Annotated in this window: 15 protein-coding genes; 4 read left to right on the top strand and 11 right to left on the bottom strand. The window is 73.6% G+C overall.

Annotation, left to right across the window (positions count from 1 at the left end; translation table 11 throughout):
* The first annotated feature begins 39 nt into the window (after nt 1-39).
* Nucleotides 40-1,422, top strand: coding sequence for a coiled-coil domain-containing protein (locus tag WAB14_RS05290; RefSeq protein WP_340268092.1), 1,383 nt, complete (start codon nt 40-42; stop codon nt 1,420-1,422).
* A 37-nt stretch (nt 1,423-1,459) separates the two neighbouring features.
* On the top strand, nt 1,460-2,728 hold the full coding sequence (locus tag WAB14_RS05285; RefSeq protein WP_340268090.1) for an AI-2E family transporter: 1,269 nt from the start codon (nt 1,460-1,462) through the stop codon (nt 2,726-2,728).
* Nucleotides 2,729-2,748: 20 nt separating this feature from the next.
* Here WAB14_RS05285 and WAB14_RS05280 read toward each other — a convergent pair whose 3' ends face one another.
* On the bottom strand, nt 2,749-3,552 hold the full coding sequence (locus WAB14_RS05280; RefSeq protein WP_377002440.1) for an alpha/beta hydrolase: 804 nt from the start codon (nt 3,550-3,552) through the stop codon (nt 2,749-2,751).
* A 39-nt stretch (nt 3,553-3,591) separates the two neighbouring features.
* Nucleotides 3,592-3,960 carry a hypothetical protein gene (locus WAB14_RS05275; RefSeq protein ID WP_340268088.1) on the bottom strand — a complete coding sequence of 123 codons (369 nt, stop codon included), beginning with the start codon at nt 3,958-3,960 and terminating at the stop codon, nt 3,592-3,594.
* A gap of 63 nt (nt 3,961-4,023) precedes the next feature.
* On the opposite strand from WAB14_RS05275, the gene nucS reads away from it, so the two are divergent.
* Nucleotides 4,024-4,716 (top strand): endonuclease NucS, encoded by a 693-nt coding sequence (gene nucS, locus WAB14_RS05270; protein WP_340268086.1) that lies wholly within the window; start codon nt 4,024-4,026, stop codon nt 4,714-4,716.
* Between the two features lie 37 nt (nt 4,717-4,753).
* Here nucS and WAB14_RS05265 read toward each other — a convergent pair whose 3' ends face one another.
* The gene (locus WAB14_RS05265; RefSeq protein ID WP_340268084.1) at nt 4,754-5,083 is read right to left on the bottom strand and encodes a hypothetical protein; all 330 of its coding nucleotides are present in this window, start codon (nt 5,081-5,083) and stop codon (nt 4,754-4,756) included.
* Between the two features lie 64 nt (nt 5,084-5,147).
* On the opposite strand from WAB14_RS05265, the gene WAB14_RS05260 reads away from it, so the two are divergent.
* Nucleotides 5,148-5,774, top strand: a complete 627-nt coding sequence (locus WAB14_RS05260) for a cob(I)yrinic acid a,c-diamide adenosyltransferase (protein ID WP_340268082.1) — start codon at nt 5,148-5,150, stop codon at nt 5,772-5,774.
* Between the two features lie 36 nt (nt 5,775-5,810).
* Here WAB14_RS05260 and WAB14_RS05255 read toward each other — a convergent pair whose 3' ends face one another.
* Genes WAB14_RS05255 through WAB14_RS05220 form a run of 8 tightly spaced genes read right to left on the bottom strand, consistent with a single transcriptional unit; the run spans nt 5,811 to nt 12,409 of the window.
* Nucleotides 5,811-6,263, bottom strand: coding sequence for a DUF2550 family protein (locus WAB14_RS05255; protein ID WP_340268080.1), 453 nt, complete (start codon nt 6,261-6,263; stop codon nt 5,811-5,813).
* Between the two features lie 38 nt (nt 6,264-6,301).
* On the bottom strand, nt 6,302-6,580 hold the full coding sequence (locus tag WAB14_RS05250; protein WP_340268078.1) for a F0F1 ATP synthase subunit epsilon: 279 nt from the start codon (nt 6,578-6,580) through the stop codon (nt 6,302-6,304).
* Nucleotides 6,580-8,040 (bottom strand): F0F1 ATP synthase subunit beta, encoded by a 1,461-nt coding sequence (gene atpD / locus WAB14_RS05245; RefSeq protein WP_340268076.1) that lies wholly within the window; start codon nt 8,038-8,040, stop codon nt 6,580-6,582. Before atpD ends, WAB14_RS05250 begins: the two co-directional genes overlap by 1 nt.
* A 13-nt stretch (nt 8,041-8,053) precedes the next feature.
* Nucleotides 8,054-8,980: a F0F1 ATP synthase subunit gamma gene (locus WAB14_RS05240; RefSeq protein ID WP_340268074.1), complete on the bottom strand. Its 927-nt coding sequence runs from the start codon at nt 8,978-8,980 to the stop codon at nt 8,054-8,056.
* Nucleotides 8,981-9,036: 56 nt separating this feature from the next.
* Nucleotides 9,037-10,677: a F0F1 ATP synthase subunit alpha gene (gene atpA / locus WAB14_RS05235; RefSeq protein ID WP_340268072.1), complete on the bottom strand. Its 1,641-nt coding sequence runs from the start codon at nt 10,675-10,677 to the stop codon at nt 9,037-9,039.
* A gap of 57 nt (nt 10,678-10,734) precedes the next feature.
* The gene (locus WAB14_RS05230; protein WP_340268070.1) at nt 10,735-11,556 is read right to left on the bottom strand and encodes a F0F1 ATP synthase subunit delta; all 822 of its coding nucleotides are present in this window, start codon (nt 11,554-11,556) and stop codon (nt 10,735-10,737) included.
* Nucleotides 11,556-12,179, bottom strand: coding sequence for a F0F1 ATP synthase subunit B (locus WAB14_RS05225; RefSeq protein ID WP_340268068.1), 624 nt, complete (start codon nt 12,177-12,179; stop codon nt 11,556-11,558). The genes WAB14_RS05230 and WAB14_RS05225 overlap by 1 nt, the downstream gene beginning before the upstream one ends.
* The gene (locus WAB14_RS05220) at nt 12,179-12,409 is read right to left on the bottom strand and encodes an ATP synthase F0 subunit C (protein WP_340268066.1); all 231 of its coding nucleotides are present in this window, start codon (nt 12,407-12,409) and stop codon (nt 12,179-12,181) included. Before WAB14_RS05220 ends, WAB14_RS05225 begins: the two co-directional genes overlap by 1 nt.
* Nucleotides 12,410-12,422: the final 13 nt, after the last annotated feature.

The raw sequence follows: 12,422 nt of genomic DNA, 5'->3' as shown, positions 1-12,422 counted from the left end.
ACCGCCCGCACCGACCACCCTGAGGACCCAGGAGCCCGCGTGAGCGACATCGCCCCCAACCAGTTCGCCGTCGTCATGCGCGGCTACGACCGCTCGCAGGTGGAGGCCCGGCTGGCCCAGCTCGAACGGTCCCTGCGGGAGGCCCGCACGCGCGTGGAGGACCTCGACTCCCGCTCCATGCGCCTCGCCGGCGAGCTCGCCGAGGCCAACCGCCAGCTCCGCGAGTCGGAGCGGCCGTCCTACTCCGGCCTCGGCGGCAAGATCGAGCAGCTGCTCCGCCTCGCGGAGGAGCAGTCGAGCGACATGGTCCAGCAGGCGCAGAACGACGCCGAGGAGCTCCGCGCGCAGGCGCGGCTGGAGATCACCGAGCTGCGCGCGTCGGCGGAGAACGCCGTCGCCGAGACCCGCGCCACCGCGAGCCGCGAGGCGCAGGAACAGCTCGACCAGGCCCGCGGCGACGCCGACGAGGTCCTCGCCGACGCCCAGCGCCGCGCCGACGACCTCGTCCAGGCCGCCGAGCGGCAGGCGGCCCGCCTCGTGAGCGCGGCCGAGCAGGAGGCCTCGGAGAAGCGCTCCACCGCGGAGCGCGAGGTCGCCCGGCTGCGCGCCACCGCCGAGCGGGAGGCGACGGAGGTCCGCCTCGCCGCGCGCAAGGAGGCCGAGGACGCCCGCACGGCCGCGAAGCACGACGCCGACGCGATGCGCGCCGAGGCCGCGCAGCTCCTCGAGCGCACCCGGGAGGACGTCGAGCAGCAGCGCAGCGACCTCGAGATGGAGCTCGTCTCGCGGCGCGAGGAGTCCGAGCGCGACATCGCCGCCCGCCACGACGCCGCCGTCCAGCAGGCCCAGACGATCGTCGGCGAGGCGGAGGGTCGTGCCGCGGCCGCGGAGGCCCGGGCCGCGAAGGCGCTGGAGGCCGCCGAGACCACGCGCCGCAACGCCGACGAGCAGGCGAAGCAGCTCGTCGGGAACGCCCGCCGCAACGCCGACGAGGCGCTCGCGCAGGCCCGGCTGCACGCCGAGCGCACCCTCACCGAGGCCCGCGCCGAGGCCGAGCGCTTCCGGGGCACCGCGCAGCGCGAGGTCGACGACCTCACGCGTCAGCGCGAGTCGATCACCGCTCACCTCAACCAGCTGCGGAGCCTCCTCGGCGGCGCCGCGGTCCCGTCGCTGCCGGAGGGTGCCGCCACGCCGGCGGCCATCAGCGGGACGGGGTCCGAGGGCGACAGCGGCGCCGACGCCGCGCACGAGCCGGACGACGCGGGTGGCGAGCCGGCAGCCGAGGCGGACCACGAGGTCGTCGACGGCGAGGTGGTCGACGACGTGGAGGAGGACGCCGACGCCGACGCCGACGCCGACGCCGACGCGGAGGACCGAGCGGGTGCCCGCGGTCCGGTGACGGCACGACAGGGTCGCGGCTGACCCCCGGTCCGCACGCCGCCGGGCTACCGTCGACGGTGTGAGCAGCACGCGCGCCGGTGCCGCGTCGGCACCCCCGTCGGGGTCGCCCGAGGCGGCGCCCGGGGGCGCGCACGCGGCGGGGGACGAGCACCGCAGCCCCGAAGGTCACGACGCCTCGCGCGCTCCCGCCGACCCCGCAGCCGATCCCGCAGCCGATCCCGTCACCGCGCTGGGGGCCCGCGGCCCGGAGGCGACGCACCGCGTCGTCGACGTGATGTCACGGCCCCGCCCGAGCGGTGCCTCGGCGTTCGCCCTCGGCTTCGTGGGCGCGCTCGGGGTGCTGCTCGCGATCGCCCTCGTGCAGGCCGTCGTGCAGGCGGGCCAGATCGTCACGCTCGTCTTCGCCTCGCTGTTCCTCGCGCTGAGCCTCGACCCCTTCGTCACCTTCCTCGAGCGGCACCGGCTCCCGCGTCCGGCCGCCGTGGCGGTCACCTTCGTCCTGCTGCTCGGGGCGGTCGGGGGCTTCATCGCCGCCGTCGCCCCCCTCGTCGTCGAGGAGGGCAGCCAGCTCATCCGGGTCTCCCCGTTCTACGCCCGGCGGATCGAGCAGAGCCAGGTGGCGCAGTCCCTGGACGCGCAGTTCGGGCTCTTCGAGCGCATCAACACCGAGCTGGAGAACCGGCTGCGGAGCAGCACGACCATCGACGCGCTGTTCGGCGGCGTCCTCGGGGCCGGCCGGGCGGTCATCACCGGCGTGTTCAGCGTCCTGCTCGTGCTCGTCCTCACGCTGTACTTCCTCGCGTCGCTGCGCAGCGTGACGGCGGGCGTCTACCGGCTCGTCCCGCTCAGCCGCCGCGAGCGGGTCCAGCGGATCGGGGAGGAGGCGCAGCGCCGCGTGGGCGGGTACGTGCTCGGGCAGCTGGGCGTCGCCTCGCTCAACGGCCTCCTCGCCTTCGTCGTCATGACGGTGCTCGACGTGCGCTACTCCGTCGCGCTCGCCTTCGCCGTGGGCGTCTTCGGCCTCATCCCGCTCATCGGCGCGACGATCGGCGCCGTGCTCGCGTGCACCGTGGCGGCGCTCGGGGACCTGTCGGACGGGATCGTGCTCGCGGTGTGGTTCCTCGTCTACCAGCAGGTGGAGAACTACGTGATCCTGCCGCGCATCATGGCCCGCACCGTCGCGGTGCCGAGCACCCTCGCCGTCGTGGCGGCGCTGGTGGGCGGGTCCCTGCTCGGGCTCATCGGCGCCCTCGTCGCGATCCCCCTCGCCGCGACGATCCTCCTGGTCGTGAAGGAGGTCGTCTACCCGCGGCAGGAGTCGCGCTGACGACCTCCCCGGAACGCGGCTCAGCCCCGGCGCACGCGCGTGGTGACGCGCTCGTACGGCCCGTCCCACGACGTCGGGAGCGGACCCGCCCCCGGCACCACCGCGGCCACGACGCGGTCGAGGACCGTCCGCACGTGCGGCTCGCCGACCCACAGGTGCTTGGCGTCGTCGACGCCGACCACCTGCGCCTGGGGGACGGCGGCGAAGCGGCGCCGGGCCTCCGCCGGCTGCAGGTAGTCGTCGTGCTCGGGCACGAGCGCGAGGACGTCGCGGCCGTCGCCCGCCCAGAACGCGAGGTCGTCGTCGGTGCTGAAGCGCAGCGGGGGCGACAGCAGCACGAGGCGCTCGACGACCGGTGCCCGGGCGTGCATGAGCGCGAGGTCGGTGCCGAACGACCAGCCGAGGACCGCGACGTGCGGGAGCTCGTGGTCCTCGGCGTACGCCAGGGCGGCCGCGACGTCGTTCGCCTCGCCGCGGGCGGAGTCGAAGCGGCCCTCGCTCGTGCCCCGGGGGCTCGTGACGCCGCGCAGGTTGAATCGCAGGACGGCGACGTCGGCGAGCGCCGGCAGCCGCCACGACGCCTTGAGGAACACGTGGCTGTCCATGTACCCGCCGTGGGTCGGCAGGGGGTGGAGGGTGACGAGCGTCGCGACGGGGTCCCGCTCGGGCGGCAGGGCGAGCTCGCCGACGAGCCGGAGCCCGTCGGGGGTGTGGAGCTCGACGTCCTCTCGACGGGCCGGGAGCCGGGTCGTCGGCCCGATCTCCACCGGTCCCTCCGCGGCGGTGACGACGGTCTCGAGCTGGCCAGGAGGCGGGGAGGTCACGACCGGCACGCTACCGAGGCGAGGACGCGGGCGGTGCGCTCAGCGGCCGGCCCGGGCGCGCTGCTGCCAGCACACCGTGTGCCAGTGCCGCCTCGCGGACGGCGCGTCGGGGGCGAGCAGAGGCCGTTCGGCGGGCCACGCGACGACGTGCGGGGCCCCCGCGGCGACCTGGTGCCCGCAGCCCGGGCACGTGTACGGCTTGTCCCCGCCCGGCAGCCGTCGCACGTGCCAGGTCCCGTCGCGGTGGTGCTCGACCGTCTCACCCCCGACGCCCGCCCAGCCGCCCGCGCCGCGCGCGTCGCCCGCGCCGTCGTCCCGCTCGGCCGCCGCGCGGTCGAGGGCGGCCCGCTGCCACTTCGACAGGCCGCGGGCCGTCCGTCCGCCGCCGCGGGGTGCTCGTCGGGCCACCGCACCAGTGTCCGGCACCCGGGCCGGTGCCTGCCCGCCGGGTACGGCACCTACGCTGCCGGGGTGCGGGTCGTGGTGGCGCGGTGCGAGGTGACATACTCGGGGCGGCTCGACGCCTACCTCCCCCCGGCCGCGCGGCTGCTCGTGCTCAAGGCCGACGGCTCGGTCCTCGTCCACTCCGACGGCGGGTCGTACAAGCCGCTCAACTGGATGTCCCCGCCGTGCGCCACGACGGTCGAGGCGCCCGCGGACTCCGACCCGGCCGGCGCCACGGAGGTGTGGCGCGTCCGGGCCCGCAGGTCCGACGACGAGCTGCGCGTCGTGGTCCACGAGGTCCTCCACGACCACAGCGTCGACCTGGGCGTCGACCCCGGCCTCGTGAAGGACGGTGTCGAGGCGCACCTCCAGCGGCTGCTCGCCGAGCACGTCGACACGTTCGGCGCCGGCTACCGCCTGGTGCGCCGCGAGCACATGACGCCGATCGGGCCCGTCGACCTGCTCCTGCGCGACGCCACGGGCGCGCACGTCGCCGTCGAGGTGAAGCGTCGCGGCGAGATCGACGGCGTCGAGCAGCTGACGCGCTACCTCGAGCTCATGAACCGCGACCCGCTCCTCGCACCGGTCCGGGGCGTGTTCGCCGCGCAGGAGATCAAGCCGCAGGCACGCGTCCTCGCCTCCGACCGCGGCATCGACTGCGTCGTCGTCGACTACGTCGCCCTCTCGGGCCGCGACGACCCGACCGCGCGCCTGTTCTGAGCGCCCGTCCCGAGCGTCTGCCCGAGCGCCCGGGGCCTCAGCGCCCGTCGGTGGCGAGCACCGAGCGCGCGAGGTCGAGGTCCTGCGGCCACACCATGACGCGCGGTCCCTCGGTGGTCGGGGCCAGGGTCGCCCGGATGGAGTGCGCGAGCAGGCGCTGGCGGAGGACCTCCGCCTCCACGAACGTCGCCGGCCGCGCGACGGGGACGAGCAGGCCGTACTCGTCCTCCGCGCCGGGACGCGAGCGCCGCTCGACGACCGACCGGCCCCGGGAGAACGTCCAGCGCAGCAGCACGACGAGCACGGCCAGCACCACGAGGGCCGCGAGCGGCCCGAAGGCGAAGCTGTAGCTCTCCCACGCCGGCACGCGATCAGTGTGCGCCCCCGGCACCGGCCCGGCGAGACCAGGGGGCCGCGGCTACGGTGAGCGCGTGGTCATCCTCTCGCGCATCTACACGAAGACCGGCGACGCCGGCACGACGGACCTCGGCGACATGACCCGCACCCACAAGACGGACCCCCGTCTGGTCGCATACGCCGACACCGACGAGGCCAACTGCGCGATCGGCGAGGCGCTCGCGGGCGAGTCGCGCGACGGTCTCGGGCCCGACGTCGTCGACGTCCTCGTGCGCGTCCAGAACGACCTCTTCGACGTCGGCGCGGACCTGTGCACGCCACTGCGACCGCACCACGAGTACCCGCCGCTGCGCGTCACCGAGGCGTACGTCGCCGACCTCGAGCAGGCCATCGACACCTTCAACGCCGACCTGACGAAGCTCCGCTCGTTCGTGCTGCCCGGCGGCACGGTCGCGGCGGCCCGGCTCCACACCGCGCGCACGGTCGTGCGGCGGGCCGAGCGCGCGACGTGGGAGGCGCTCGAGCGCTACGGCAGCGAGGCCGTCGCCGCCGAGGACGGCGCCGGCGGGGTCAACGTCCTCACCGCGCAGTACCTCAACCGGCTCTCCGACCTGCTGTTCGTCCTCGCGCGGTACGCCAACCGCGACGTGGGCGACGTCATGTGGCAGCCCGGGGGCGGGCGGCAGACCGCGACCGGGTGACCGTCTGTCCCGGCGGGGACGACGGCGGCGGCGTCGTCAGGCGACGTTGACGTTGCGTCCCGGCGGTCCCGACTCCACCCACAGCACGAGCGCCGCGGCGGACGAGGCGGGTACCGCGAGCTCGACGTCGCGACGACCGAGACTGCCCCGCAGCACGGTGAGCCCGTCGGGGACGACGTCACCCTCGCCCGCGGTCCAGCGGCCGAACAGCTCGAGGGCGCTGCGTTCCATGCAGAGCCCGCGCGACGCGAACGGCATCCACGTCGGGAACCACCGGAGCTCGTGCGTGTCGAACCGGGCGGCACCGCGGCGCCAGCGTCCCAGGGCGCCCGCGGACCCGGGCAGACGGACGTAGCAGCGGAACGCCCCGAGCCCGCGCGACACGTGCCGCCACCGCAGGACGAGCGCGAGAACGAGCGCGACGACGACGCCGAGCGCGACGAGGACGAACGCCTCGGGGGGCAGCGACGAGCGCCAGGTCGTGGCCACGAAGGGCCCGAGCAGCGCGTCCGTCGCCGTCCCCCGCCCTACTGGTCCTCGGTCCGGCCCTGCGAGACGTCGACGTGCTGGGCGACGACGGTCACGAGGTCGTGGTCGACGGAGAGGAACCCGTTCGACACCTCGGCGACGATCCGCGACCCGTCGACGGGCACGACCGAGACCGGCCCGTCGGCGAGCAGCGACAGGAAGGGCTCGTGGCCCGCGAGCACGCCGAGCGACCCGTCCGGGGTACGGGCCGACACCATGCTCGCCTCGCCGGACCACACCTGGCGGTCCGCCGCGACGAGCTCGACGCGCAGCGCCATCAGGACCCGGTCTCCTTCTGGATCCGGTCCCACTGCTTCATGACGTCGTCGAGGCCACCGACGTTGTAGAACGCCTGCTCCGCGACGTGGTCGAGCTCACCGTCGGCGATCTTCGCGAAGCCCTCGATCGTGTCCGCCAGCGGCAGCGTCGAGCCGGGCACGCCGGTGAACTTCTCCGCCATGTACGTGTTCTGCGAGAGGAACTGCTGGATGCGGCGGGCGCGGTTGACGACGACCTTGTCCTCCTCGGACAGCTCGTCGACACCGAGGATCGCGATGATGTCCTGCAGCTCCTTGTTGCGCTGGAGGATCTGCTTGACCCGGATCGCCGTCTCGTAGTGCTCCTGCGAGATGTAGCGGGGGTCGAGGATGCGGCTCGTCGACGTCAGCGGGTCCACTGCCGGGTAGAGGCCGCGGGACGCGATGTCGCGGGACAGCTCCGTCGTGGCGTCGAGGTGGGCGAACGTCGTCGCCGGCGCCGGGTCGGTGTAGTCGTCGGCGGGCACGTAGATCGCCTGCAGCGAGGTGATGGAGTGACCGCGCGTGGAGGTGATGCGCTCCTGGAGCAGCCCCATCTCGTCGGCGAGGTTCGGCTGGTAGCCGACCGCCGACGGCATGCGCCCGAGCAGCGTCGACACCTCCGAGCCCGCCTGCGTGAAGCGGAAGATGTTGTCGATGAAGAGGAGCACGTCCTGGTTCTGCACGTCGCGGAAGTACTCCGCCATCGTGAGCGCGCTCAGCGCGACGCGCAGACGGGTGCCCGGCGGCTCGTCCATCTGGCCGAAGACGAGGGCCGTCTTGTCGATGACCCCGGACTCCGTCATCTCGCCGATGAGGTCGTTGCCCTCGCGGGTGCGCTCCCCGACGCCGGCGAAGACCGACACGCCACCGAAGTTCTCGGCGACGCGGTAGATCATCTCCTGGATGAGGACGGTCTTGCCGACGCCCGCACCGCCGAACAGGCCGATCTTCCCGCCCTGGACGTAGGGGGTGAGGAGGTCGATGACCTTGATGCCCGTCTCGAACATCTGCGTCTTCGACTCGAGCTGGTCGAAGTTCGGGGCGCTGCGGTGGATCGGCCAGCGCTCGGAGACCTCGAGCGTCTCCCCTTCGGGCAGGTTGAGGACGTCACCGATGGCGTTGAACACCTTGCCCTTGGTGATGTCGCCGACCGGCACGCTGATGGGACCGCCGGTGTCGGTGACGGGGGCGCCGCGCACCAGCCCGTCGGTGGGCTGCATGGAGATCGCCCGGACGAGGTTGTCGCCGATGTGCTGGGCGACCTCGAACGTCAGGGTGCGGGTCTCGTCACCGAGGGCGACCTCGGTCGTGAGCGCCTGGTAGATGCCGGGCATGGCGTCGACGGGGAACTCGATGTCGACGACCGGGCCGATGACCCGCGAGACGCGTCCCGTGCTGGCGGAACCGGTCGCGGTCTGCTCCACGGCGGTGGCGGTCATGGTGGGTCCTTCCCTAGTTCTCGCTCTGGGCGGAGGCGAGCGCGTCGGCGCCGCCGACGATCTCGCTGATCTCCTGGGTGATGGCGGCCTGCCGGGCGGCGTTCGCCTGCTGCTGGAGCTTGCGGATGAGGTCGGTGGCGTTGTCGGTCGCCGACTTCATCGCCTGCTGACGGCTCGCGAGCTCGCTCGCGGCGGCGGACAGCATGGCCGAGTAGATCCGGCTCTGGATGTACTGCGGGAGCAGGGCGTCGAGCACGGCGTCCGGGTCCGGCTCGAAGGCGTAGAGCGGGAGGGCCTCCTTGCGGTCGTCGCCGGCCTCGTCGCGGACCTCGGCGACCTCGTCGACGACCTCGACGGGCAGGAGCCGGATGACGGTCGGCTCCTGCGTCACCATGTTGACGAAGCGGGTGAAGACGATGTGGATCTCGTCGACCCCGCCGTCGGCGCCGCCCGCGAGGAACGCGTCGACGAGCGTCTGCCCGACCTCGGCCGCGGTGTCGAACTCCGGGGCGTCGGAGTTGCCCGTCCACGACTGCTCGATGTGCCGCTTGCGGAAGGAGTAGAACGTCACGCCCTTGCGCCCGAGGAGGTACGGCACCACCTCGCGGCCCTCCGCGCGGAGGCGCTCGGCGAGCCGGTCGCCCTCGCGGATGACCGCGGAGGAGTACGAGCCGGCGAGCCCGCGGTCGGCGGTGACGATCAGGACGGCCGAGCGGCGGACCTCGTCGCGCTCGGTGGTGAGCGGGTGGTCGACGTCGGAGAAGGACGCCAGCGCCGACACCGCCCGCGTGATGGCCCGCGCGTAGGGCGCCGCCTCGCGGCTGCGCTGCTGGGCCTTGATGATGCGCGAGGCCGCGATCAGCTCCATGGCCCGGGTGATCTTCTTGGTCGAGGTCACCGAGCGGATGCGCTGTCGGTACACGCGCAGCGAGGCTGGCATCGGGCTGCGTCCTCCTTCTTGTCCCGGTCGTCAGGTCGTCAGGTCGTCAGGTCGCCTCAGCGGCGGCGGACGATCTGCTCCTGGTTGACGTCGTCCTCGTCGATCGGCTCGGACTCCTCGTGGCCGGGCGCGTTGATCGCGTGCCCGTCGCCCCCGCGGAACGTGCTCTTGAAGTCCTCGATCTCGCGCTCGAGCGCGGCGGTCGTGTCGTCCTCGAGCTTGCCCGTCTCCCGGATCGCCGGCAGCGCGATCTCGTTGCGGCGGAGGTGGTCGAGGAACTCCGTCTCGAAGCGGCGGATGTCCTCGGTCGGGACGTCGTCGAGCTTGCCGGTGGTGCCGGCCCAGATCGACACGACCTGCTCCTCGACGGGGAAGGGCGTGTACTGCGGCTGCTTGAGCAGCTCGACGAGGCGCTCACCGCGGGACAGTTGCGCCCGGGACGCGGCGTCGAGGTCGGAGGCGAACATCGCGAACGCCTCGAGGGCGCGGTACTGCGCGAGGTAGGTGCGGAGCGAGCCGGAGACCGACTTCATCGCCTTGACCTGGGCGGCACCGCCGACGCGCGACACCGAGATGCCGACGTTGATGGCGGGGCGCACGTTCGCGTTGAACAGGTCGGACTCGAAGAAGCACTGCCCGTCGGTGATGGAGATGACGTTGGTCGGGATGAAGGCCGACACGTCGTTCGCCTTCGTCTCGATGACCGGCAGGCCCGTCATGGACCCCGCGCCCATCTCGTCGGACAGCTTCGCGCAGCGCTCGAGGAGACGGGAGTGCAGGTAGAAGACGTCGCCGGGGTACGCCTCGCGGCCCGGCGGGCGGCGCAGCAGCAGCGACACCGCGCGGTACGCCTCGGCCTGCTTCGACAGGTCGTCGAACACGATGAGGACGTGCTTGCCGGCGTACATCCAGTGCTGGCCGATGGCCGAGCCGGTGTACGGCGCGAGGTACTTGAAGCCCGCGGGGTCCGAGGCGGGGGCCGCGACGATCGTCGTGTACTCCAGCGCGCCGGCGTCCTCGAGGGCACCGCGCACCGAGGCGATGGTCGAGCCCTTCTGCCCGATCGCGACGTAGATGCAGCGGACCTGCTTGCTGGGGTCGCCGGACTCCCAGTTCGCCTTCTGGTTGATGATCGTGTCGATGAGGACGGCGGTCTTGCCCGTCTGGCGGTCGCCGATGATGAGCTGGCGCTGACCGCGACCGATGGGGGTCATGGCGTCGATCGCCTTGACGCCCGTCTGGAGGGGCTCGCGGACCTCCTGGCGCGCCATGACCGACGGCGCCTGGAGCTCCAGCGCGCGCCGGGCCTCCGTCTGGATCTCGCCGAGACCGTCGACCGGGTTGCCGAGCGGGTCGACGACGCGGCCGAGGTAGCCGTCGCCGACCGCGACCGACAGGACCTCGCCCGTCCGGCGGACCTCGAGGCCCTCGGTGATGTGGCCGAAGGGCCCGAGCACGACGACACCGGTCTCGCGCACGTCGAGGTTGAGGGCGAGGCCCAGGGTCCCGTTCTCGTCGTCGAAGCGGACGAGCTCGTTCGCCATGACGCCCGGCAGGCCCTCGACCTGCGCGATGCCGTCACCGGCCTCGACGACACGGCCGACCTCCTCGGTCGACGAACCGGTCGGCTCGTACGAGCGGACGAACTCGTCGAGCGCGTCGCGGATCTCCTCCGGACGGATGGTCAGCTCGGACATCTCGTGCTCCTCAGGTGCTGTCTCGGGTGTGGTGGGTCAGGTCTGTGGTCGGGCGCCTCAGCGGCCCAGCTGCTCGGCGGCGGCGTGGAGGCGCCGGACGACGGTGCCGTCCCGCACCTCGTCGCCCACCTGCACGCGCATCCCGCCGACGACGTCGGGGTCGACGTCGATTGCGAGCCGCACGGTCCGCCCGTAGGCGCTGCTGAGCGCGGCGACGAGCCGCTGCTGCTGCTCGTCGGTGGGCCAGGTCGCGACGGTGACGCGCGCCACGAGGCGCTGACGTCGCTCGGCCGCGGCCCGCGAGACCAGCTCGAAGGCGTCCTCGGGGCGGCGACCGCGCGGGTGCGCGGCCATGCGCGTGACGAGCACCCGCGACTCCTCGCCGAGCGCACCGCCGACGAGCCGCTCGACGAGCCGGGCCTTCGCCCGGGCCGTGCCCTCCCGCCGGGACAGCGCGGAGCGGACGCCGCGGTCCCCGGCGAGCAGCTGCCCGGCCCGGTCGACCTCCTGCTCGACGGCGTCGAGCCGTCCCTCGGCCTCCGCGGCCGCGAGCACGGCGTCGACCCCGAGGAGCTCCGTGGAGGCCGCGAGGTCGCGCGCCTCGCTCCAGCGGGCGCGCACGGCGCCGGAGAGCAGGTCGACGGCGTCGGCGCTCACCTTGCCGCCGAGCAGCCGCTCGACGAGCCGTGCCTTGTCCTCCCCGCGCCGGGAGGCGTCGGTGAGGGAACGGCGCAGCGACACCGAGGAGTCGAGGAGGTCGGTGACGGCGAAGAGCTCCTCGCCGAGCCGGGTCCGGGCCGCGGCGTCCGGGGTGCGGTCGAGCAGCGCCTCGAGCCGCTCGGCGACCTCGGCGTGGCTGGTGCGGCTGACCCCGCGCATCAGACCGTCCCGCTGCCGGTGCTCGTGGTGCTCGTGGTGCTCGTGGTGCTCGTGGTGCTCGTGGTGCTCGTGGCGCCGGTGCCCTGCTCGGCCTCGAGGTCGGCGAGGAAGCGGTCGACGACCCGGCGCTGGCGCGCCTCGTCCTCCAGCGACTCCCCGACCACGCGACCGGCGAGGTCCACCGCGAGGCGACCCACCTCGCCGCGCAGCTGGGCGAGCGCCTGCTGCCGCTCGGCCTCGATCTGCCGCTTCGCCTGCTCGGTCACGCGGTCGGCCTCGGCCTGGGCGCGCCCGCGCATCTCGGCGATGATCGCCGCGCCCTCGCCTCGAGCCTGCTCGCGGATGCGGCCGGCCTCCTCGCGCGCCTCGGCGAGCTGGTCGCTGTACTCCTGCAGCTTCGCGTCGGCCTCGGCCTGCGCCCGCTCCGCCTTCTCCAGGCCGCCCTGGATCTTCGCGCTCCGCTCGTCGAGCACCTTGAGGTACGTCGGCAGAACGTAGCGCCAGAACAGGACGAACAGGACGACGAAGACGACCGCCGACCAGATGATGTCGTAGTACGCGGGGAGGAGGACCGGACGTTCGGCCCCCTCCACCGCGAGCACGGCCATCGGTGCGAGGGACATCAGAAGACGAAGCCGGCCGCGAAGCCGATGAGGGCGAGCGCCTCGGTGAAGGCGATGCCGAGGAACATCGTCGTCTGGAGCCGGCCGGCCATCTCGGGCTGGCGTGCCTGGCCCTCGACGGTCTTGCCGACGAGCACGCCGATGCCGATGCCGGGGCCGATCGCCGCGAGGCCGTAGCCGACGGTCGCGATGTTGCCCTCGAGAGCGGCGAGCACGGTGGTGGTGTCCACTGGGAGGTGTCCT

It is taken from the genome of Aquipuribacter nitratireducens (assembly GCF_037860835.1).
Lineage (GTDB): Bacteria > Actinomycetota > Actinomycetes > Actinomycetales > JBBAYJ01 > Aquipuribacter > Aquipuribacter nitratireducens.
Note: the sequence above shows the minus strand (reverse complement) of the source record. Positions and strands in the feature narration are given on the sequence as shown.

Bases quoted from the DNA above. Each gene is read 5' to 3' on its own strand.
- WAB14_RS05250 (WP_340268078.1), bottom strand. From the start codon at position 6,580: ATGGCGCTGCGCGTCGAGCTCGTCGCGGCGGACCGCCAGGTGTGGTCC.
- atpD (WP_340268076.1), bottom strand. From the start codon at position 8,040: ATGACCGCCACCGCCGTGGAGCAGACCGCGACCGGTTCCGCCAGCACG.
- WAB14_RS05240 (WP_340268074.1), bottom strand. From the start codon at position 8,980: ATGCCAGCCTCGCTGCGCGTGTACCGACAGCGCATCCGCTCGGTGACC.
- atpA (WP_340268072.1), bottom strand. From the start codon at position 10,677: ATGTCCGAGCTGACCATCCGTCCGGAGGAGATCCGCGACGCGCTCGAC.
- WAB14_RS05230 (WP_340268070.1), bottom strand. From the start codon at position 11,556: ATGCGCGGGGTCAGCCGCACCAGCCACGCCGAGGTCGCCGAGCGGCTC.
- WAB14_RS05225 (WP_340268068.1), bottom strand. From the start codon at position 12,179: ATGTCCCTCGCACCGATGGCCGTGCTCGCGGTGGAGGGGGCCGAACGT.